This window comes from Staphylococcus gallinarum (assembly GCF_000875895.1).
Classification (GTDB): domain Bacteria; phylum Bacillota; class Bacilli; order Staphylococcales; family Staphylococcaceae; genus Staphylococcus; species Staphylococcus gallinarum.
The window spans coordinates 150,354-172,716 of the sequence record NZ_JXCF01000003.1; the positions used below are offsets into that span (position 1 = coordinate 150,354).

Annotated in this window: 22 protein-coding genes; 21 read left to right on the forward strand and 1 reads right to left on the reverse strand. The window is 34.4% G+C overall.

Going from position 1 to position 22,363, the window contains the following annotated elements; all coding sequences use genetic code 11:
• Nucleotides 1-11 precede the first annotated feature (11 nt).
• The 4 genes from mvk (at nucleotide 12) to SH09_RS02675 (ending at nucleotide 4,896) form a co-directional block, all read left to right on the forward strand.
• Complete coding sequence (mvk, locus tag SH09_RS02660) at nucleotides 12-935, forward strand: mevalonate kinase (protein WP_042738074.1); 924 nt, start codon at nucleotides 12-14, stop codon at nucleotides 933-935.
• 5 nt (nucleotides 936-940) lie between these two features.
• Complete coding sequence (mvaD, locus tag SH09_RS02665) at nucleotides 941-1,924, forward strand: diphosphomevalonate decarboxylase (RefSeq protein ID WP_042738075.1); 984 nt, start codon at nucleotides 941-943, stop codon at nucleotides 1,922-1,924.
• A gap of 12 nt (nucleotides 1,925-1,936) precedes the next feature.
• Nucleotides 1,937-3,013, forward strand: a complete 1,077-nt coding sequence (locus SH09_RS02670) for a phosphomevalonate kinase (protein WP_042738076.1) — start codon at nucleotides 1,937-1,939, stop codon at nucleotides 3,011-3,013.
• Between the two features lie 251 nt (nucleotides 3,014-3,264).
• Entirely contained in the window at nucleotides 3,265-4,896 is a 1,632-nt protein-coding gene (locus SH09_RS02675) for an alpha-glucoside-specific PTS transporter subunit IIBC (RefSeq protein WP_042738077.1), read from the forward strand.
• A gap of 65 nt (nucleotides 4,897-4,961) precedes the next feature.
• On the opposite strand, the gene SH09_RS02680 is transcribed toward SH09_RS02675, so the two are convergent.
• Nucleotides 4,962-5,729: a MurR/RpiR family transcriptional regulator gene (locus tag SH09_RS02680; RefSeq protein WP_042738078.1), complete on the reverse strand. Its 768-nt coding sequence runs from the start codon at nucleotides 5,727-5,729 to the stop codon at nucleotides 4,962-4,964.
• Nucleotides 5,730-5,950: 221 nt separating this feature from the next.
• Here SH09_RS02680 and SH09_RS02685 point away from each other — a divergent pair, with 221 nt between their 5' ends.
• The 17 genes from SH09_RS02685 to SH09_RS02765 all read left to right on the forward strand — a co-directional run bounded on the left by SH09_RS02685 (nucleotide 5,951) and on the right by SH09_RS02765 (nucleotide 22,286).
• Nucleotides 5,951-7,036 carry a Gfo/Idh/MocA family protein gene (locus tag SH09_RS02685; protein WP_042738079.1) on the forward strand — a complete coding sequence of 362 codons (1,086 nt, stop codon included), beginning with the start codon at nucleotides 5,951-5,953 and terminating at the stop codon, nucleotides 7,034-7,036.
• A gap of 13 nt (nucleotides 7,037-7,049) precedes the next feature.
• Nucleotides 7,050-7,766 carry a ThuA domain-containing protein gene (locus SH09_RS02690; protein WP_042738080.1) on the forward strand — a complete coding sequence of 239 codons (717 nt, stop codon included), beginning with the start codon at nucleotides 7,050-7,052 and terminating at the stop codon, nucleotides 7,764-7,766.
• A gap of 21 nt (nucleotides 7,767-7,787) precedes the next feature.
• Complete coding sequence (locus SH09_RS02695) at nucleotides 7,788-8,828, forward strand: Gfo/Idh/MocA family protein (RefSeq protein ID WP_042738081.1); 1,041 nt, start codon at nucleotides 7,788-7,790, stop codon at nucleotides 8,826-8,828.
• A 19-nt stretch (nucleotides 8,829-8,847) separates the two neighbouring features.
• Entirely contained in the window at nucleotides 8,848-9,816 is a 969-nt protein-coding gene (locus SH09_RS02700; RefSeq protein ID WP_042738082.1) for a sugar phosphate isomerase/epimerase family protein, read from the forward strand.
• A gap of 365 nt (nucleotides 9,817-10,181) precedes the next feature.
• Complete coding sequence (locus tag SH09_RS02705) at nucleotides 10,182-10,529, forward strand: YuzB family protein (RefSeq protein WP_042738083.1); 348 nt, start codon at nucleotides 10,182-10,184, stop codon at nucleotides 10,527-10,529.
• A 466-nt stretch (nucleotides 10,530-10,995) separates the two neighbouring features.
• Nucleotides 10,996-11,934, forward strand: a complete 939-nt coding sequence (locus SH09_RS02710; RefSeq protein ID WP_042738084.1) for an aldo/keto reductase — start codon at nucleotides 10,996-10,998, stop codon at nucleotides 11,932-11,934.
• Between the two features lie 453 nt (nucleotides 11,935-12,387).
• The gene (locus tag SH09_RS02715; RefSeq protein ID WP_042738085.1) at nucleotides 12,388-12,933 is read left to right on the forward strand and encodes a flavodoxin family protein; all 546 of its coding nucleotides are present in this window, start codon (nucleotides 12,388-12,390) and stop codon (nucleotides 12,931-12,933) included.
• Between the two features lie 132 nt (nucleotides 12,934-13,065).
• Nucleotides 13,066-13,542, forward strand: coding sequence for a GNAT family N-acetyltransferase (locus tag SH09_RS02720; RefSeq protein ID WP_042738086.1), 477 nt, complete (start codon nucleotides 13,066-13,068; stop codon nucleotides 13,540-13,542).
• 20 nt (nucleotides 13,543-13,562) lie between these two features.
• Nucleotides 13,563-14,879 (forward strand): HD domain-containing protein, encoded by a 1,317-nt coding sequence (locus SH09_RS02725; RefSeq protein ID WP_182475061.1) that lies wholly within the window; start codon nucleotides 13,563-13,565, stop codon nucleotides 14,877-14,879.
• 103 nt (nucleotides 14,880-14,982) lie between these two features.
• Nucleotides 14,983-15,513 (forward strand): YwhD family protein, encoded by a 531-nt coding sequence (locus SH09_RS02730; RefSeq protein ID WP_119198813.1) that lies wholly within the window; start codon nucleotides 14,983-14,985, stop codon nucleotides 15,511-15,513.
• A gap of 182 nt (nucleotides 15,514-15,695) precedes the next feature.
• Nucleotides 15,696-16,112 (forward strand): YwiB family protein, encoded by a 417-nt coding sequence (locus SH09_RS02735; protein ID WP_042738089.1) that lies wholly within the window; start codon nucleotides 15,696-15,698, stop codon nucleotides 16,110-16,112.
• Nucleotides 16,109-17,776 carry an arginine--tRNA ligase gene (gene argS / locus SH09_RS02740; protein WP_042738090.1) on the forward strand — a complete coding sequence of 556 codons (1,668 nt, stop codon included), beginning with the start codon at nucleotides 16,109-16,111 and terminating at the stop codon, nucleotides 17,774-17,776. The genes SH09_RS02735 and argS overlap by 4 nt, the downstream gene beginning before the upstream one ends.
• A gap of 132 nt (nucleotides 17,777-17,908) precedes the next feature.
• A complete protein-coding gene (locus tag SH09_RS02745) occupies nucleotides 17,909-18,544 on the forward strand; it encodes an endonuclease III domain-containing protein (RefSeq protein ID WP_042738091.1) in 636 nt (211 codons plus the stop codon).
• Nucleotides 18,545-18,605: 61 nt separating this feature from the next.
• Nucleotides 18,606-19,481 (forward strand): ABC transporter substrate-binding protein, encoded by an 876-nt coding sequence (locus SH09_RS02750; protein ID WP_042738092.1) that lies wholly within the window; start codon nucleotides 18,606-18,608, stop codon nucleotides 19,479-19,481.
• A 264-nt stretch (nucleotides 19,482-19,745) separates the two neighbouring features.
• Nucleotides 19,746-20,696: a FecCD family ABC transporter permease gene (locus tag SH09_RS02755; protein ID WP_042738259.1), complete on the forward strand. Its 951-nt coding sequence runs from the start codon at nucleotides 19,746-19,748 to the stop codon at nucleotides 20,694-20,696.
• 93 nt (nucleotides 20,697-20,789) lie between these two features.
• Nucleotides 20,790-21,485, forward strand: coding sequence for an HAD family hydrolase (locus SH09_RS02760; RefSeq protein WP_042738093.1), 696 nt, complete (start codon nucleotides 20,790-20,792; stop codon nucleotides 21,483-21,485).
• 3 nt (nucleotides 21,486-21,488) lie between these two features.
• A complete protein-coding gene (locus tag SH09_RS02765; RefSeq protein WP_042738094.1) occupies nucleotides 21,489-22,286 on the forward strand; it encodes an alpha/beta fold hydrolase in 798 nt (265 codons plus the stop codon).
• The last annotated feature ends 77 nt before the right edge of the window (nucleotides 22,287-22,363 follow it).

A 22,363-nucleotide genomic window follows, 5' to 3' on the forward strand; every position in this document is an offset into this window, starting at 1 on the left:
TGATTGAAAATATGGCACAACATGGATACGGGGAAGCAAATGGGAAAGTAATCTTAATAGGTGAACATGCGGTTACGTTCGGTGAGCCAGCAATAGCCATTCCATTTACTACCGGCAAAGTTAGAGCAACAATTGAGGCATTAAGTGACACAGAGACCTCATATATAAAAAGTGATGTTTATGATGGCGCGTTAATATACGCACCCGAACACTTAAAAGCAGTAATTAGACGCTTTATAGACTTATATCAAATTGATAATCCAATTAAAGTAACGATCGATACAAACTTACCTGCTTCTCGTGGACTTGGTTCTAGTGCAGCTATGGCGGTTGCTTTTGTACGTGCGAGTTTCGATTATTTAAATAAACCATTATCAGATGAACAACTTATCGAAGAAGCGAATTGGGCTGAACGTATTGCACACGGTAAACCAAGTGGTATTGATACACAAACCATTGTTTCGAATAAGCCGGTTTGGTTTCAAAAGGGAGAAGTTCAGAATTTAAAGCCTTTAGAACTAAAGGGCTATATGGTTGTCATTGATACAGGTGTACGAGGTTCAACAAAACAAGCTGTAGAGGATGTCCATAATTTGTGGAAAGAAGATGCGGCTTATCTACAATATGTTGAGCATATTGGCCAATTAGTATTTGAAGCAAGTGATGCCATAAATCATCGTAATTTTGAACAGTTAGCCTCGATTTTTAATTTATGCCAAGAAAATTTAAGAACATTAACGGTAAGTCACGACAAAATTGAAGCACTATTAGAAGCAAGTAAAAATGAAGGTGCAATCGCTGGTAAATTAACTGGTGGCGGTCGTGGTGGTAGTATGATTGTCCTTGCAACTACTATTGAAATAGCAGAGCGTATAGCTAAAACTGCTGAAGCACTAGGTGCACATCATACATGGATAGAATATTTAGGAGGTTAAGCGTTTTGGTTAAAAGTGGCAAAGCACGTGCACACACAAATATTGCACTCATAAAATATTGGGGGAAAGCAGATGAAGCATTAATTATTCCGATGAATAATAGCTTATCTGTAACGTTAGATCGTTTTTACACTGAGACTAAAGTTACATTTGACACACAGTATAGTAAAGATACCCTAGTGTTAAATGGTAAAGAAGTAGACGCTAAAGAAACAGTGAAGATACAGCGCTTTATGGATGTTGTACGTGAAATAAGTGGCACAACAGCTCATGCATATATTGAAAGTGATAACTTTGTTCCCACTGCAGCGGGCCTTGCTTCGTCTGCAAGTGCATATGCAGCACTAGCAGCGGCATGTAATGAGGCATTAGGACTAGAATTATCGGGTAAAGATTTATCTAGATTAGCTCGAAGAGGTTCAGGTTCTGCGTCAAGAAGTATATACGGTGGTTTCGTTGAATGGGAAAAAGGGCATGATGATAGTACATCTTATAGCCATCCAATTGAAGCGAATGATTGGGAATCTGATTTAGCTATGATTTTCGTAGTTATCAATAATCAATCGAAAAAAGTTTCAAGTCGTGCCGGTATGTCTCATACACGTGATACGTCTCGTTTTTATCAATATTGGCTAGATCACGTAGATGAAGACATAGCGGAAGTTAAACATGCCATAAATAACCAAGATTTTAAACATTTGGGTGAGGTTTTTGAAGCAAATGGATTGCGTATGCATGCGACGAACTTAGGTGCACAACCGCCGTTTACATATATGGTCGATGAAAGTTATCGCGTTATGGAAATTGTTCATGAATGTCGTGAAGCAGGCTATCCATGTTACTTTACGATGGATGCTGGCCCAAATGTGAAGATTTTAGTAGAACAGAAGAATAAAGCTGCAGTCGTGGATGCACTGCGTAAATCATTTGATGAAACACAAGTGATTATGAGTGATATTACAAATAAAGGCGTCGAAATTATTAAATAAGGAAGAGATAACATGATTCAAGTTAAAGCACCCGGAAAACTCTATATAGCTGGTGAATATGCGGTTACTGAGCCTGGGTATAAATCTGTACTAATAGCAGTAGATCGATTTGTAACAGCTACGATTGAAGAATCTAATGCTGTAGAAGGTACGATCCATTCTAAGACATTACATCATGAACCAGTCACATTTCAAAGAAATCAAGACGAAATTGTAGTCTCTGATGTACATGCTGCCAAACAATTAAAATATGTTATTACAGCCATAGAGGTATTTGAACAATATGCCCGTACGAACAATACGAAATTAAAGCATTTTCATTTGACGATAGATAGTAATTTAGATGATGCAAATGGACATAAATATGGTCTTGGCTCTAGTGCAGCAGTATTAGTTTCTGTGGTAAAAGCTTTAAATGAATTTTACAATATGCATTTATCAAACTTATTTATATACAAATTGGCAGTTATAGCCAATATGAAATTACAAAATTTAAGTTCATGTGGTGATATTGCGGTAAGTGTTTATACAGGTTGGTTAGCGTATAGTACATTTGATCATGAATGGGTGTCTCAACAAATCGAAGATACCTCTGTAAATGATGTATTAAAGAAAAACTGGCCAGGTCTACATATTGAACCATTACAAGCTCCTGAAAACATGGAAGTATTAATTGGTTGGACAGGCTCGCCAGCTTCGTCACCACATTTAGTCAGTGAAGTTAAAAGATTGAAATCAGATCCAACATTCTACGGTAAATTTTTAGAGCGTTCGCATTTATGTGTAGAAAAATTAATTCATGCCTTTAAGACCAATCATATTAAAGGTGTTCAACAAATGATTCGTTTAAATCGTGAAATTATTCAATCTATGGATAAAGAAGCAACGATAGACATTGAAACAGCACATTTAAAGATATTGTGCTCTATTGCTGAAAAGCATGGCGGCGCAGCTAAAACATCAGGTGCTGGTGGTGGAGATTGTGGTATTACAATTATTAAAAATGATATCAATAAACAAGCTATATACAAAGAATGGCTCGAAAATGATGTGAAACCGTTAGAATTTAATATTTATAATGGTCAATAATAAATGAAGACAGCCCATGCTCAAAATTAAGCGTGGTGTTGTCTTATTTTTATGTGTTATAGCGACTGTTAGTTTATGTGCCTGAAATAAATATTCAAGACTCTGGAAAATTTACCTCAAAATGAAAACACAACCTTTGCTTGCTATCTATTATCTAAATATCTAAATAGGCTTGTATCGTGGAAGATAAAGGTCTATCATCACCTTTAAGCAAAAGAAAACGCTTACATATAATTAGGAGAGTGATGGCTATGAAATTTGGGCAAAATTTTGGAAATGCAATTCGTCGGTTTGGCGGCGCCATGATTGTACCTGTATTATTATTTCCTTTTTTCGGAATTATTATAGGTATTGCCACGCTATTTAAGAATGAAGCCATTATGGGGCATATGGCAAAGCCTGATAGTCTGTGGTTCCAAATTTGGACATTGATTGAAAATGGTGGGTGGACAGTATTTGAAAATATTGAATTGATTTTTGTCATTGGTTTACCTATTTCATTGGCAAAAAAGTCAGCTGGACATGCCGTAATGTCTTCTGTTGTAACTTATATGATGTTTAATTATTTTATCAACAGTATTTTATCGATGTGGGGTAAATCGTTTGGTGTGAATTTTGATGAAAAAGCAGGTGCCGGAACAGGTTTGACTGAATTAGTTGGCATCAAGACATTAGATACAAATATTATCGGTGCTTTAATCATCTCAGGTATCGCAATTTGGTTACACAATCGTTATTATGACAAGAAATTACCCGAGTCTATTGGCATATTCCAAGGCTCACCTTTCGTGATTATGAGTGCCTTTTTTGTCATGATACCTCTAGCATTTTTAACAAGTTGGGGTTGGCCAATAGTTCAAGGTTGGATTGCTTCTTTGCAAGTATTCTTAGCATCATCAGGTTATGTCGGTGTTTGGTTGTTCCATTTTTTAGAGCGCATTTTAATACCAACTGGTCTCCATCACTTTATTTACACACCGTTTGAATATGGTCCTGCAGTAGTAAATGGTGGAATCAAATCATACTGGATTTCTCATTTGAATGATTATTCTAATACGACGCAATCATTGAAAGATATATACCCAGGAGGTGGATTCCTTTTACAAGGCAACATTAAAATGTTTGGCTCCATCGGTATTGCTCTGGCGATTTATTCAACAGCAAAGCCTGAGAAGAAAAAAGAAGTTGGAGCATTGTTAATTGCAGCAACATTGACAGCGGTGTTTGCAGGTATTACAGAACCTTTAGAGTTTACATTTATATTTATTGCACCATTTTTATTCTTAATTCATGCGCTATTAGGTGCCACAATGGTAACGATTATGCACGCCTTTGGACTTGTCGGTAATTTAGGTGGGGGATTAATCGAAATTGCAGCTACAAATTGGGTGCCATTATTTGGTAATCATTGGAGTATCTATATTGCCCAATTTATCATTGGTTTTATCTTTATTTTTATATACTATTTCTTATTCAGATTTATCATACTGAAATTTGATATACCTATGCCAGGTAGAGAAAGTGAAGCATCTACAAATACTAAATTGTACACTAAAAAAGATTACCAAGCGTCCAAACAAGATAAAGCGATGCAAGGGACAATGACTACAGAATACGAAGAAAAAGCAGCTGCGTATTTACAAGGTTTAGGTGGTGTAGATAATATCATTGATGTCACAAATTGTGCTACCAGATTAAGGGTGACCGTGCAAGAACCTAATAAGGTTGAGTCGGTGGATTATTTTAAAGCAAATGGAGGCGCACATGGCTTAGTTAAAAGTGGCGGCAATGTACAAGTGATAGTTGGCTTGTCAGTACCTCAAGTGCGAGAAGCTGTTGAGCAAATAATTCATAGACAAACACAATCGACTGAACCACAATAGTTTAGCACAGTCGATGTAAATTACATTTAATAATAATTATGAAGCGAACGAATGATTTGGATCAATTACCTTGTGTCTGAATTATGTTGAGCGACTTTGTAATTATGGTAAGTTCTAGCAATAAAGTCAAAAACAACATAATATGGCGTGAAACTATAGTACTCAGTATTATTAAAGAACTGAATAGGCGCACTGTTGACGTAAATATTAAAGGCAGCATTTTTAGCTATATAATTATCGTGTAGTGTGGTAATGGAGACGTATTTGTAATTTCGAGATTTCAATAGCTGAATAGGCGCCTTTAAATTTTCAGTTTCGCCAGATAATGAGATGATAAATAGTAAATCATCTTGTGTCATTTGTTGAATGGCTAAGCGAAATTCACTTTCGTCATTGAGTACAATGCCTTTCTTAGAAATTGAGAGCATATGACGTTGTGCTTCTCGAGCAACATTTTGTTGTGCCATGCCTGTACCATAAATATAAATAAATGAAGCGGCATCAATAAATTCGTTTAATGGCTGATAATCAAACATTTGCAAGTGCTCAACAGTACGTTGGATATCTTCTACTATTGGTGTTGTATTGATAGTATCAGTAGGCGTACTATGATTTTCCATTTTTAAATAAAATTTAAAATCACTATAGCCTTCAAAACCTAATTTCTTTACGAGTCTATGAATCGTTGAAATAGATGTATGAGTCAGTAGACTTAAATCGTGAATTTTCATAGATGTCATTTCATCGATATGCTGATGAATAATACTCATTATATGTAAATCATTTTCAGTTAATTGTTCAAAGTTTTCATTAATCAGATGATCAAGAACCATAAATACGATGCCACCTATTCGTTGGAAAAATTTCCGGAATTTGAAAATATATTCTAATGTTAATATATAAATTCTAAATACGTCAAACTTATTGGTGAGTTTAAGGTAATAATTTAATATGAAATAAAAGAACCTTTATTTAGTAAACAATTTTAAATTACACGCAATATTTTGTAAGCGTTTACTTTATATAAAAGGAATAATGATAAGGGGATGAGTGTATGAAGTTGAACATAGGAATCATTGGTTGTGGTGGTATAGCTAATGGCAAACATTTACCTAGTTTAGAGAAGATTTCAGAAGCTTCTTTAGTAGCGTTTTGTGATATTGATAAAGCAAAAGCGCAGTTAGCTGCCGAAACATATGGAAGTGATGATTCAAAGGTATATGAAGACTATCGTGATTTATTGGCGGATAAGACGATAGATATAGTTCATATTTGTACGCCAAATAATACGCATAAATCCATCACAGTGGATGCTTTAAATGCTGGAAAGCATGTCATGTGTGAAAAACCAATGGCCAAGACTACAGATGAAGCACGTGAAATGATAAACGCAGCAAAACGTAATAAGAAAAAATTAACAATTGGTTATCAAAATAGATTTCGTGGTGATAGTCAATATTTACGTAAAGTTACTCAACGAGGTGACCTAGGTGAAATTTACTTCAGTAAAGCACATGCAATACGTAGACGTGCTGTACCAACATGGGGAGTATTCCTTGATGAAGAGAAACAAGGTGGAGGTCCATTAATTGATATCGGAACACATGCCTTAGATTTAACACTATGGATGATGGATAATTATGAGCCAGAATCTGTCATGGGTTCTACGTTTCATAAGTTAGGACAGCAAGAAAATGCTGCTAATGCATGGGGATCATGGGATCCAAAACAGTTTAATGTTGAAGATTCTGCATTTGGATTTATAAAAATGAAAAATGGCGCGACAATCATTTTAGAATCTAGTTGGGCGCTTAACTCTCTTGAAGTAGATGAAGCGAAATGTTCATTATCAGGTACTCAAGGTGGTGCCGATATGAAAGATGGGCTACGTATTCATGGTGAAGACTTAGGCACACTCTATACATCTCAAATTGAAATTGATAATCCTGGGGTGGATTTCTTTGATAGTGAGTCAATTGACGAAGCTGAAGAAGAGGCGCGAGCATGGGTGCAGTGTATTATCGATGATACAGAACCTATTGTTAAACCTGAAGAAGCGTTGGTAGTGACGCAAATATTAGAAGCAATTTATCACTCTGCAAAGACTGGCAAGGCGGTATATCTTAATCAAGATAAATAGGGGGTATTAATTTATGAATATTACAATTTGGAATGAATATAGACATGAACAAGAGAATGAAACAATTAAGCAAATCTATCCAGATGGTATTCATCAAGTGATTGCTGATTGCCTAAGTTCAGAACACAATGTGTCAACTGCTACGTTAGACGAACCCGAACATGGTTTAACGGATGAGCGTCTCAATAAGACTGATGTCCTTATTTGGTGGGGACATAAAGCCCATGATGAAGTCAATGATGAAGTAGTAGAAAAGGTTAGACAACGTGTGTTACAAGGTATGGGGCTTATTGTATTGCATTCTGGACATTTTTCTAAAATTTTCAAATCATTGATGGGCACGTCTTGTGATTTAAAGTGGCGCGAAAGTGATGATAAAGAACGCTTATGGGTAGTAGATCCAACACATCCAATTACGGAATCATTACCGAGTTATATTGAATTAACACAAGAAGAAATGTATGGTGAGCATTTTGATATTCCAACACCTGATGAGACGATATTTATTAGCTGGTTTGAAGGTGGGGAAGTATTCAGAAGTGGTGTGACCTATAAGAGAGGTAAAGGTAAAGTCTTTTACTTTAGACCTGGTCATGAAAGTTATCCAACGTATTATCACCCACAAATTCAACAAGTCATAAAAAATGGAGTGAACTGGGCGCGTCCAATTGAAACACCTACACCTGAATATGGTAATGCACGACCATTAGAGACAATCAAGAAAAAATAATGTAATGAGAGGAGCGTCCCTATGTCTAAATTAACGATAGGTGTGATTGGTTGTGGTGGAATTGCGCGAGACAGGCATTTGCCGACACTAAAAGCACTGAGCGATGATGTTACAATTACCGCTGTACAGGACATCAATATGGAAGTGGCGAAAGCTGTAGCTGATGAATTTGAAATCAAACATATTGTAACAGATTATCAGGCACTGTTTCCCTTGGTTGATGCAATCATGATATGTACACCCAATAAGTTTCATGCGGAAATTGCTATAGCGGCTTTAGATGCAGGTGTTCATGTCTTTTGTGAAAAACCTATGGCGATGAATCAACATGAATGTCAACAAATGATTGATGCAAAAAATCGTTCTGGTAAATGTTTAGCTATTGGTTATCACTATCGTTTTACGGATGCTGCACAAACAGCTAAACAAGCAATTGAGGAAGGTGTAGTAGGAGATCCATTGGTAACGAGAGTTCAGGCGTTGAGACGTAGAAAGGTACCTGGATGGGGAGTCTTCACCAATAAAGCACTACAAGGTGGTGGTAGCTTGATTGACTATGGCTGTCATTTATTAGACTTGTCACTTTGGTTATTAAACGACATAGCGCCTGTAGAAGTAATTGGTAAAACATATAATCGTTTAAGTCAAAATCCATCCCAAATTAATGATTGGGGACCGTTTGACTATGAACAATTTGAAGTTGACGACCATGTTACAAGTTACATCACATTTGAAGATGGTTCATCAATGCAATTTGAATGTTCTTGGTCTGCTAATATCAAAGAAGATACGAGAATGTTAAGTATTTCTGGAGCTAACGGTGGGATTAACTTATATCCATTTGAAATTTATCAACCGCGCTTTGGTACATTCTTTGTAGAACAAGCCACAGCTGAGCATGATGAACAAATAGCGGCACAACGGCAGACACGTAATTTCATACGTAGTTGTTTGGGCCAAGAAACGTTAGTTGTTCAACCTGAGCAAGCTCAAATGATTAACAAATTGATTGATGCGATTTATCGCAGTGACGCAGAAGGAAAGAGTATACGACTAAATTAATTAGGGTGGAGTGATTATAATGAAAGTAGGTATTTTTTCAGTTCTATTTCAAGATAAATCATTTGAAGAAATGTTGGACTATGTAGCTAATGCAGGTGTCGAAATGATTGAGATTGGGACAGGTGGTAATCCGGGCAACCAATTTTGCCCACTTGATGAATTGTTAAATGATGAACAGGCAAGAAAGGCATATTTAAATAAAATAACAAGTCGTGGTTTGGAGATTAGTGCGTTAAGTTGTCATAATAATCCGATTTCCCCTAACCAACAAGAAGCGGATACCGCGCATGATACGTTATATAAAACAATCAAATTAGCCGCACTGTTAGATGTTCCGGTGGTGAATACATTCTCAGGGATTGCTGGTGCTGATGATGAAGCGAAACATCCTAATTGGCCTGTAACACCATGGCCAACAGTATATTCTGAAATTTATGACTGGCAATGGCATGAAAAACTCATTCCATATTGGAAAGAAGTTGCAAATTATGCAGCATCGCAAAATGTGAAGATAGGTATAGAATTACATGCTGGATTCTTAGTACATACACCTTATACTTTACTGAAACTAAGAGAGGCAACTGGGGACGCGATAGGTGCGAATTTAGATCCTAGTCATCTATGGTGGCAAGGTATTGATCCTATAGCAGCCATTAAAATCCTTGGACAAGCAAATGCGATACATCACTTTCATGCTAAAGATACGTATATTGATCAAGATAATGTCAATATGTACGGATTAACAGATATGCAGCCATACGCTAATGTGCAGACTAGAGCTTGGACTTTCCGAACTGTCGGTTATGGTCACAATCCACATGAATGGGGAGAAATGATTAGTGCATTACGTATGAATGGTTACGATTATGTGATGAGTATAGAACACGAAGATCCAATTATGTCGATAGAAGAAGGTTTTAATAAAGCTGTTCAAAATTTAAAATCAGTCAATATTACACAACCAGCACCAGATTTATGGTGGACGTAAAATGTATTATTGCTCAATCTGTCAATCTATTAATTAAATTATCATAAAAGCAATCGGTAATAAGAAAATATCGATTGCTTTTATGCGTATTGCAACGCATAGTATGTAAATAAGGCGTACTACTTATGAAATATTAAGAAATGATAGTAAAGCTAGGAGTATGAAACGTTAAAGATTAATAATGTAATTATGACATCATAGAATTAAAGCTTGAATTTTTCACCAAAAAGAGTAAAATAATTAGAGTTGTAAATAGCGTGTATGATTGTTGAGCGTATGCTACGTTTAACGGTAAAATAAATAATAACTAGCAATTGTTGTAAAGTTACATCAAAGTAAATCTTAGGAGAAAGGTGAGGGCGGAAATGCAAAATAAATTTTTAATTTGTGATGATTGCCAAGGTGTTAATTGTAAATCATTAGAAAAAAAATTAACTAAGTTAGATCCAGACGCTGAAATTGAAATAGGTTGTCAGTCCTATTGTGGTCCGGGTAGAAGAAAGACGTTTGCCTTTGTAAACAACCGACCTTTAGCAGCCTTAACCGAAGATGAACTTATGGAAAAGGTTACGAAACAATTGCAAAAGCCAAGGGATCCTGAAGAAGAAGAACGTTTGAGATTGCGCAATGAAGAGCGTAAACTCCGTAAAGAAGAACAAGACCGAAAATTAAAGGAAAAATTGGCTCAACGCAAAGCGAAAAGTAAGCAATAGCAGTACGATGCTGAAAAGTAATTTGAGTCAAATTGTTATTGCAGAATATAAAATATTCAAGAACTACGTTAAAATTGAACTTTTCATAAAAATAACTGAATAACCTAATTCTTAACTATATAGTTTCTAAATTAGACAGAGATTCACTGTGAATCGGTGTTACTAAACTACCGTATTTTATTGTTGAATCATGCTAATTAGAAACTATTTTTTTAGGGACATGGTATAAAATTTCAGTGCCTCATAATATTTGCATACATTATAAATAACATATAAAACATGTCAGCTTTGTAAGCAGTTTATTTTAATATTGGTCATTATTCATGCTAAGTTTTAACTAGCGTATATATTTAACATGCCTTTTACTAATAATGTGATTGAGAAAAGGATGTATAGAAATATGAGAATCAGTGAATGTATACCGCAACAAATTGTAATGACATTTAAGATGAGGAGTGGGTAACATATGACTGAAAAAGTACAATTAGGTAAATCAGATGTTAAAGTAAATCCAATTGCGTTAGGGACTAATGCAGTAGGTGGACATAACTTATATAACAACCTAGATGAAGAACAAGGTAAAGAAGTGGTTCGAACAGCTATAAGAAATGGCATTAACTTGTTAGATACTGCGTATATCTATGGACCTGAACGTTCTGAAGAATTGGTAGGAGAAACGGTGAAAGAATTTTCTCGTGATGAATATGCTATTGCTACAAAAGGTTCACATTACTTTGATGAAGAAGGTAACGTACAACAAAGTAATGACCCAGAATTTTTAAAAGAACAAGTTGAAAAAAGTTTAGAGCGCTTGCAATTAGATTATATTGATTTATATTATATTCATTTCCCTGATGAAAACACACCTAAAGATAAAGCGGTGGCAGCATTGAAAGAATTGAAAGATGCTGGAAAGATAAAAGCGATTGGTGTTTCTAACTTTAGTTTAGAACAATTGAAAGAAGCGAATAAAGATGGATATGTTGATGTTGTTCAAATGGAATATAATTTACTAAATAGAGAAAATGAAGCAATATTCGATTATACTGCGGAAAATAATATTACCTTTATTCCATATTTCCCACTAGTGTCAGGTATCTTAGCAGGTAAGTATAATGAAAATAGTACATTTGATGATTTACGCTCTGAAAATCCAGAATTCCAAGGTGAAAAATTTAAAGAAAACCTTAAAAAAGTAGATGAATTGAGAGGAATTGCAAATAATCATGGTGTCGATGTGGCACATGTGGTCTTAGCATTTTATTTAACGAGACCTTCACTAGATGTGGTTATTCCAGGTGCCAAACGTGCTGATCAAGTAGTAGATAACTTACAAACATTAGATGTGACATTAACTGATGAAGAGATTAAGCATATTGAGTCGATTTTTCCTGTTGAAAAATAAGGCATAGCCATTTTGAATAAATGTGAAATAGGAAGCAGGCAGTTTCAAATGCATAATTTGAAACTGCCTGCTTGTTTTGTTTTAGTATATTCACCAATGATACACACAATTATAGAAATGAATTTTGCTCAGGTTGTATTATAAAATTTACATGCGCTTTAAGTTGTGTAACAACACGATAAATAAATGGATGTTATTCAATTTATTTAAGTTCTTAAAATCGTAACAATTTAAATATTTAAAAACGAAAAATTAGGGAATATACATTTTAATATATAAAAAATTTGATGATTTATGAGCAAATAACTTAATATATTAATGTATTTTAATTAAACTGTTTAATAACTGAGCAATTTAGTGTAGGATTATTAATTAAGTTTGGTGCATTGATATGCAATGTATATTGATAATTTTTAATGTGTAAATCATTAAAGATAGTAGAAGGAGTTTATTATGATTACAGTTTTATTCGGAGGAAGTCGCCCAGAGGGTAACACAGCTTATTTAACTAAGATGGCCGTTGAAGGATATGACTATGAGTGGATTGACTTAACAAAATACCAATTAAACCCAGTTCGAGATGTAAGACATGACAATACGACTATTGAAACTTATGATGATGACTATAAACAGATTATTGATAAAGTATTAGCGAGTGACACGGTAATCATCGCTTCACCAATTTATTGGTATAGCTTATCTGCGTCAATGAAAGCATTTTTTGATCATTGGTCAGAAACACTTGTGGACCCTAATTATAAAGATTTTAAAGCTAAGATGGCAGAGAAAGATTTCCGCTTGATTATCGTTGGTGGTGACTGCCCTAAAGTAAAGGCGAAACCATGTATCACACAAGTGAAATATAGTTTAGAATTTTTAGGTGCTAGCTTATCTGGTTACATTATTGGAACGGCTGAAAGACCTGGTGATATTGAAAAAGATGTCTACGCATTAAATAGAGCAGAAGAATGGCAAGAAACATTAAGTGCTAATAAATAAATAGCTAAACTTTAGTTTGAATGATGTACGCATCGTTCAAACTATTTTTATCTTTAAGGATAAGTATTTTGACTATTGGAAATATGGTATAATTAGACTGTTAAGACCGATTAGAAATAAGGGGAGTGCAACATGCATAAAGTAAGAAAAGCAACAGCAGATGATGTTGTAGGTATCAGAGATGTCGCAACAAAAGCTTGGTATAATACGTATTTAAATATTTATGCAGCAAAGACGGTAAATGAACTGTTGGCTGCTTCTTATAATGAACAACATTTATTAAAGCGATTAGATGAGCAACTCTTTTTAGTCGTTGAAGAAGACAATGAAATTATTGGTTTTGCTAATTTTATTAGTGGAACAGAATTATATTTATCTGCACATTATGTGCGACCTTCTTGGAAACATCATGGTTATGGTTCAGAGTTATTGAAAGAAGGTTTGGGTTACTTTGATAATTATGAGGCAATTTATCTTGAAGTAGATAATAAAAATGATGATGCGGTATCATTTTATAATAAAAAAGGTTTCGAAATAGTACGTTCATATAAACATGTAATGTATGGGGAAGAAATGGACTTAGCTTTAATGAAAAAAACCTTAAAATAATTTCAATAAAGGATTAGTGAATGGAGAGGAGGACTAAATTGACATTTACAACATATGCTACTCAGAAATTACCCGAAGAAAAAGTGTTTAAGGATCCGATTCATAGATATATTCACGTTAAAGACCAAGTGATTTGGGATTTGATAAAGACAAAGGAATTCCAGCGTTTGAGAAGAATTAAGCAGGTAGGTACTTTATATTTATCATTTCATACGGCGGAACATAGTAGGTTTGGACACTCATTAGGTGTTTACGAGATAGTCCGCCGAATTATAGATGATTCATTTAATGGTCGTGAAGCATGGAATAATGATGATAGACCGCTCGCGCTATGTGCTGCTTTGTTACATGATTTGGGGCATGGTCCATTTTCACATAGCTTTGAAAAGATCTTTAATACAGATCATGAAGCTTTTACACAAGCGATTATTACTGGACCAACTGAAGTGAACGAAGTTTTAAGTCGTGTATCAGATGACTTTCCACAACAAGTTGCTGATGTAATCAACAAAACACATAAAAATAAACTCGTTATTTCTATGATTTCGTCGCAAATTGATGCGGACAGAATGGATTACTTACAGCGTGATGCCTACTTTACTGGTGTCTCATATGGTCAGTTCGATATGGAAAGAATCTTAAGATTAATGAGACCCTCTAAAGATGAAGTATTGATTAAAGAGAGCGGCATGCACGCCGTAGAGAACTTTATCATGAGCCGTTATCAAATGTATTGGCAGATTTATTTTCACCCAGTAAGTCGTGGTGGAGAGGTATTACTCAATAATTGTTTAAAGCGTGCAAAGCAATTATACGATGAAGGTTATCATTTTAAGATGGAACCGACAGATTTTATACCATTCTTTGAAGGCACTATGACAATTGAGCAATACATTGAATTAGATGAAGCGGTTGTAGTCTACTATTTGAAGGCATGGGTTCGAGAAGATGATGAAATACTGAGTGATTTATCACGTCGTTTTATAAATAGAGATTTATTTAAACATATGCCATTTGATGGTTCGATTATTACGATAACAGAGTTGACGGATTTATTTATTCAAGCTGATATCGATCCTAATTATTATTTTGTAAGTGAGTCATTTTCAGATTTACCATATGATTATGATCGTCCGGGTTCAAATAGGCAGCCAATTCATTTATTACGACGGAATGGCAAGATAAAGGAAATAAGCAGTCAGTCATTAGTCATTTCAAGTATCACAGGGATAAATAGAGAAGACTATAAATTATATTACCCTAAAGAACTCATCACAGAAATTGAAGACGATGATGTAAGAAATGCGATTATTGGTATTTTAAATGAATTGAACTAATGTGTGAATATTGCTGCTGCTTTGGTTGAGAAATAGGTCTTCGAGGTAGTAGAATACACTTGTAGAAATTACTTATGTATAATAAATAATTTGAATAATAGTAATGAAGGATAGGAGGTACTTTCTGGTGGCAGATAAAAAGGGCTTTAAATTTAACATTGTTAAGAATGATCCACTAGACGGTCATAAAGGTACGAATATTGGGTCCATTAGTTTAGATAATATAGCGCCAGTCTTTATTGATGTTGAGAATAAAGATGCTTTTATAGATATTGGCGGCATGCATGCACGAGCAAGTGTTGAAAAGGGTGTGAAATGGATTGATGATAAAGCTGCTGTAGAAGGTGATGAAGCGAAAGAATATTGGCTTTGTTGGGTAACTACAGAACGAGGAGAAAACGGCCCCTATTATGCAGGCTTGACGGCTTGTTATCTCTTAGTTAATAAATCAATTCGTCGAGGTTATAAAAGTATGCCAGAGCATGTCAATATGATGGATAAGTCAATGAAACGTCAAATCGAAATTGACCATATTGGTGAGGAAAATAAAGCGGTGCTTAAAGCATTTTTAATGGAACATGATCAGGATATGTGGAATAATTCAGATAAAGCGTTACATGAGGCTTTACAATAACATATTTAAATTTATCAGGAATCAAACTTTATATCGTTTGATTCCTTTTTTATATAGGTAACCATATACATCATAGTGGTAAAGGATAATTGACGTTGATAAAATGTCATACGAACTGTAACCGACAAATTAAATATGCTATAATAGTGTGTATTATTTTAAAAAGTAGGGTGAATCATCCGTTGGAAAACAATGTGAATATTCAGACGAAACAAGTCGTTAAACAACACGGGAACAAAGAAAAATTTTCCCATTCTACTCAAGGTTCATGGCAAAAAAGGAATGCAGAATTTATACGTTATAATGAACAAATTGATGAGGCACAAGTACAAGTCACAGTTAAGATAGAAGATAGTGGTGTTAAGATTATTCGCAAAGGTGATATCAAGATGAATCTCCATTTTGTTGAAGGTGAAGACACGATAACACTCTATGAAATCACTGGTGGTCGAATTCCACTAACTGTAAGAACGCATTCAATTATACAGTTTGTCACAGCAGATGGTGGTAAATTGAAGGTACATTATGATTTAATACAAGATGAAGAAAAAATGGGAACGTATCAATATGAAATAATATACAAGGAGATAGCGAAATGAATATCATTGAACAAGTGAAACAGACATTAATCGATGAAATTAATAATAGTATTCAAAAAGCGCAATTGGCGGACGCAGAGCAAATTCCAGAAATTAAAATAGAAATTCCTAAAGATAATAAAAATGGAGATTACTCATCGAATATCGCGATGGTACTGACTAAAATTGCGAAACGTAATCCTCGAGAAATTGCTCAAGCAATCGTAGATAATTTAGATACGACAGCAGCTAATGTTGAAAAAGTCGACATTGCAGGTCCTGGTTTTATTAACTTTTACTTAGATAATGCATATCTAACTGAAATTATTGTACAAGCCATCCAAAAAGGTGATGAATTTGGTTATACTGATACACCAAACGGTAAAAATGTCCTGTTAGAATATGTTTCTGCAAATCCTACAGGTGATTTACATATCGGACATGCACGTAATGCTGCTGTAGGTGATACATTAGCAAATATCTTAACTGCAGCTGGCTTTAATGTGACACGTGAATATTATATTAATGACGCAGGTAATCAAATTACAAATTTAGCGCGCTCAATTGAAGCACGTTACTTTGAAGCGTTAGGTGACAACACAGTCTCAATGCCTGAAGATGGTTACCATGGTAAAGATATCATCAATATTGGTAAAGATTTAGCTGAAAAGCAACCAGAACTTAAAGACTTGTCCCAAGATGAACGTATTAAGACCTTTAGACAATTAGGTGTAGATTATGAAATGACGAAGTTACGTAAGGATTTAGCAGACTTCAATACGCATTATGACAATTGGTTTAGTGAGACTTCACTTTATGAAAAAGGTGAAATCGATGCAGTGTTAGAGAAAATGACGGAACTTGGTTATACGTATGAAGAAGACGGTGCTACGTGGTTGCGTACAACAGATTTTAAAGATGATAAAGATCGTGTGTTAATTAAAAAAGATGGCAATTATACTTATTTCTTACCAGATATTGCTTATCATTTTGACAAGATTGAGCGTGGAAATGATATTTTAATTAACTTATTCGGTGCTGATCACCATGGTTATATTAATCGTTTGAAAGCCTCACTAGAAACATTTGGTGTTGATAGTAACCGATTAGAAATTCAAATTATGCAAATGGTTCGTTTAATGCAAGATGGTGAAGAAGTTAAGATGAGTAAACGTACAGGTAATGCAATTACTTTACGTGAAATTATGGATGAAGTCGGAGTCGATGCTGCGAGATACTTCTTAACAATGCGTAGTCCAGATACTCATTTCGACTTTGATATGGAATTAGCAAAGCAAGAATCCCAAGATAATCCAGTTTATTATGCACAATACGCTCATGCTAGAATTTGTTCAATATTGAAACAAGCAGCAGAAAGAGGCATTACGCCATCGACAGATGTGAACTTCAAATTGATCAATAATGAAAAGGCATTTGAACTATTGAAGAAAGTAGCTGAATTTGAATCAGCAATTCAAAGTGCAGCAGAGCAACGTGCGCCACATCGTATTACAAATTATATTCAAGATTTGGCAGCACATTTCCATAGATTCTATAACGCTGAAAAGGTATTAACTGACGATACTGAAAAGACAAAAGCGCATATAGCACTTATTGATGCAGTTAAGATAACATTGCATAATGCATTGAACTTAGTTGGTGTTACTGCACCTGAATCAATGTAATGAAATTATAAATCAATTCTTTTAATGAAGAGCACAGAGTGCGCGAAACTTTGGTTCATCAATGGATATGAGTATCTATTGAGTGAACTTCAAATGAGTTCGTGGCACTCTTTTTGTTTGGAGGGAAAATCATTGCTAGAGGTTAATCAGTTATATCGAATATTGTTACAACATATGGGTCCTCAAAATTGGTGGCCAGCAGATTCGAAAATCGAAATCATCTTAGGTGCAATTTTAGTACAAAATACGAATTGGAGAAATGCGGCTTATGCACTAGAAAGTTTAACTGAAAATACGGAATTGGAACCCCATCAGATATTAAATACCAAGTTAGAAGACTTGCAATTATTGATTAAATCGAGCGGCTTTTATAAGGCTAAGGCACAAACAATTTTAACAATATTGACTTGGTTAAATCGCTTTGACTTTGATTATGCAGGCATTCAAGCACATTATGGTAAACAACTGAGAAAGTCTCTACTTGAATTGAAAGGTATAGGTGAAGAAACAGCTGATGTACTAATGGTGTATGTCTTTGATGGTATTGAGTTTATACCAGATAGTTATACACGTAGAATATTTAGCAAGTTGGGTTATAGTGGAACAGAACGATATCACAAATTAAAACAGAAAATAGATTTACCTCAGGACTTTACGAACCAAGATGCCAATGAATTACACGCACTATTAGATAATTTTGGTAAAGCATATTTCAATAGTAAAAATAATGGCGATTTTCAATTTTTAGAAAAATATTTTGTCAAATAATATTATAAAATAGTGATATTTTTGATAAAATTAAAGCAAAATATTAATTAGGAGCACAATCATGAACAAGTCTATTAAATTTATTTCTCTTGTTGCTATATTTGTTGTCTTGTTAACGGCTTGTAGTACAGGTCAAAATGAAACAGAACATGCAGAAAAAGCAAAATATAACAGAATTATTTCTTTGATGCCAAGTAATACTGAAACGCTTTACGAACTTGGTTTAGGTAAAAAGGTTATCGGTGTATCTACTGTAGATGACTACCCAAAGGCAGTAAAAGATAAAAAACAATTCGACGCTATGAAGTTAAACAAAGAGGCGTTATTAAAGGCTAACCCTGACTTGATTCTAGCGCATGAATCACAGAAATCTACTGCTGGTGATGTATTGAAATCACTGTCAAAGAGCGGTGTTAAAGTTGTTTATGTTAAAGACGCACAATCAATATCTGAAATGTATGATACCTTCAAACAAATCGGGAAAGTAACCGGAAAAGAGAAGCAAGCAAATGTATTGGTAAAGGAAACGAAGCAAAATATTAAAAAGATTAAAGATTCTGTACCAAAGGATGCTAAATCACAAAAAGTCTTTATGGAAGTTTCGTCAGAACCTGAGATTTATACATCAGGAAATCATACGTTCTTCAATGATATGCTAAAAACACTACATGCGAAAAATAGTTTTGAGGATGTAAATGGTTGGCAAAAGGTTAGTAAAGAAGACATAATTAAAAAGAATCCAGATATAATGATTTCAACAATGGGAGAAACAGAAAAAACTTATGCCAAACAGGTGAAACAACGAGGCGGTTTTGATAAGATTAACGCAGTGAAAAATGATAAATTAAAGGCGGTCAATGGAGACGAAATTTCTAGACCGGGGCCACGTTTAGACGATGGTTTAAAGGAATTGAAAGAAGCAATCTACAATAAATAATATATTTGATACAGTAGTTTCTGAGTTGTAATTTGGAAACTGCTGTATTTTTTATAATTCATCAATTGAACATTATTATCGATATTAAGCGTGTGCTTTATCTATTTATCAACATCATAGAAACGATTATTTATAGTCTTGGTTAACTGAAAATGGATCTTGTGGTTGCAATCAAAAAATGATATTTATAATTAATCATAGAGATAAATAACAACAGATGATAAGGTTAATTTGATAAAACAAACTGAAAGCGTGGCAACAATTATGAAATATTATAAAATTGTGATGATATGGATGTTTATGTTATGTCTCACTATCACACTGAGTTTGTTGTGGGGCTTAACCTCAATTAACCATAGTCTTACACAAACGATTTTATTAGAAGTTCGGATACCTAGAATGTTAGAAGCTGTTCTTGCAGGTATAGGCTTAACAATCGCAGGACATATGTTCCAAACGTTATTAAATAACCCACTTGCGGATAGTTATACGTTAGGTTTAGCAAGTGGTGCAACATTGGGGTCAGGTTTCGCAGTGGCGTTAGGAATGTCATTGATTTGGATACCTTTAATGTCAATAATCAGTAGTTTAATAACATTAGCAATCGTACTTAGCTTAACGGCCGTAATGTCGCGAGGATATCCGGTACGCACATTAATATTATCGGGTATTATGATTGGAGCATTGTTTAATGCATTACTGTATTTATTAATTGAATTTAACCCTAAAAAGTTAAATAGCATTGTCAATTATATGTTCGGTGGCTTTGCATCGGCAGAATATTATAAAGTAATCTATATTGCTATTGTTTTGGTGATAGCTATTAGTATATTATTAAGTATGATTTCAAGTATAAAAATATTACAACTAGGAGAGTTGAGGGCGCAATCACTTGGTTTACATGTACGTTTAGTAACATATAGTGTATTGATTCTCGCTTCAATTGTGACTGCCGTTATTGTGGCATATGTTGGTGTGATAGGCTTTATTGGTATGGTCATTCCCCAACTAGTGCGTCGCCATTATAAACAGTTTAATTTAGGACAACATTTTATGTTAAACATGCTAATTGGTGGCACGGTTATGGTTATTGCCGATTGGCTAGGGAGTATTGTTATTAATCCTTATCAAATACCAGCTAGTATTGTCCTTGCATTACTTGGTATTCCAGTGTTGTTTTACATTATGGTAACTGAGCCACGCTTGAACGAGTAATTATGTGAAAATGGGGTACTTGGCAAACAAAAAGATAATTAATTAAATGAATGATCAATTTTATGAAATGTTTGAATTAAAGAGGGTATGAAAATGGACTTAACAGAAATAAAAGCAATCGTATTTGATTTGGAAGGGACACTCTTAGATAGAAAAAAATCAAGAGATAAATTTATAGAAGAACAATATGAACGATTTCATGATTATCTCGTACGCATTCAACTTGCCGATTTTCGTAAAAAATTTATCGAACTGGATGATGACGAAGACCATGATAAGCCAGAGCTTTATAAGGCATTAATTAAAGACTTTCATGTCGACCGACTCACTTGGAAAGATTTGTTTAATGACTTTGAAATGCACTTCTATCGTTATGTATTTCCATATTATGATACGTTGTATACGTTAGAAAAATTATCGAATTATGGTTATTTAACTGGAGTCATTGCAAATGGAAAGTCAAAAATTAAACAATTTAGACTCCATGCCTTAGGTATTGAGGATGCAATAAACTATTTGACGACCTCAGAGACAGTAGGTTATAGAAAGCCACATCCTAAAATTTTTGAAAGTATATTAGAACAGTTAGGTACAAAGCCTGAAGAAACCATGTATGTAGGCGATGATCCTTTAAATGATGTTGCACCAGCTCGTGCTATGGGTATGGTCAGTGTATGGTTTAAAGAAGAAGATGCAGAGTTAGAACCTTTACCTGAAGAAGTTGACTATACAATTACGACATTAGAAGAATTATTGTCTATTTTGCCTATTGGAAAGAAGGGGAATTAGAAAATGAAATTATTTAAAACAAATGATGGTGTAGCATTAAACTATAGTTCTAGTGGTGAAGGTAAAGTCTTTGTGATGTTGCATACATCATTTGATAATTTATCTGTGTTTCATCCGATTGAAGATAAATTTAATTCAGATTATCAAGTCATTTTAGTAGATTTACGTGGTCATGGCTATTCAGATAAACCATTAGACATTGCTTTTACAGATTATATTGAAGATATTAAAGCATTATTAGATTATTTATATGTGGATCAATGCGCGTTGATAGGACACGAGATGGGAGCGTCGATTGCGGTTGGGTTTGCAGCCGAGCATCCAGAAATGGTTAGTGCATTAACTTTAGTTAATCCAACATTACTCAATGATATGGATCCATCAGAACGTTTATTTAAAAAATACGCCTATAAGATTCGCAGTTGGGATAAAGATGAACAACAAAAATTCTTTGCAAAGCATTTATATCATTCAAAATTTAAAGTTAAAAAGTTTTTAAAGCAAGTTGAAAATACCAATGATATGGCTACAAAAGCAGAATTATCAGCAGTACGACGTTCATTTAATGATAATAATATTATGTATTATTTAGATAAAATGGATGTCCCGACACAAATAATAGTCGGCAAACACGGTGAAAGAACGACGGTACTCGAAGCTAAAGAGGTTAGTGACATGATTGCAGGTTCTCTGTTTGAAGTATTTGCTGAATCAGGTCTTTATCCATTCATTGAGGAGAAAGCTAAATTTATAGCTGAGGTAAAATCATTTGTAAAAAAGAATTACCATTGTGTGAGATAAATGATACGATAGGTGTAGAATGTAGTGTTTTCTAGTGCTTCCGAATTACAAAAATAATTTCTCTGTAATAATATTGT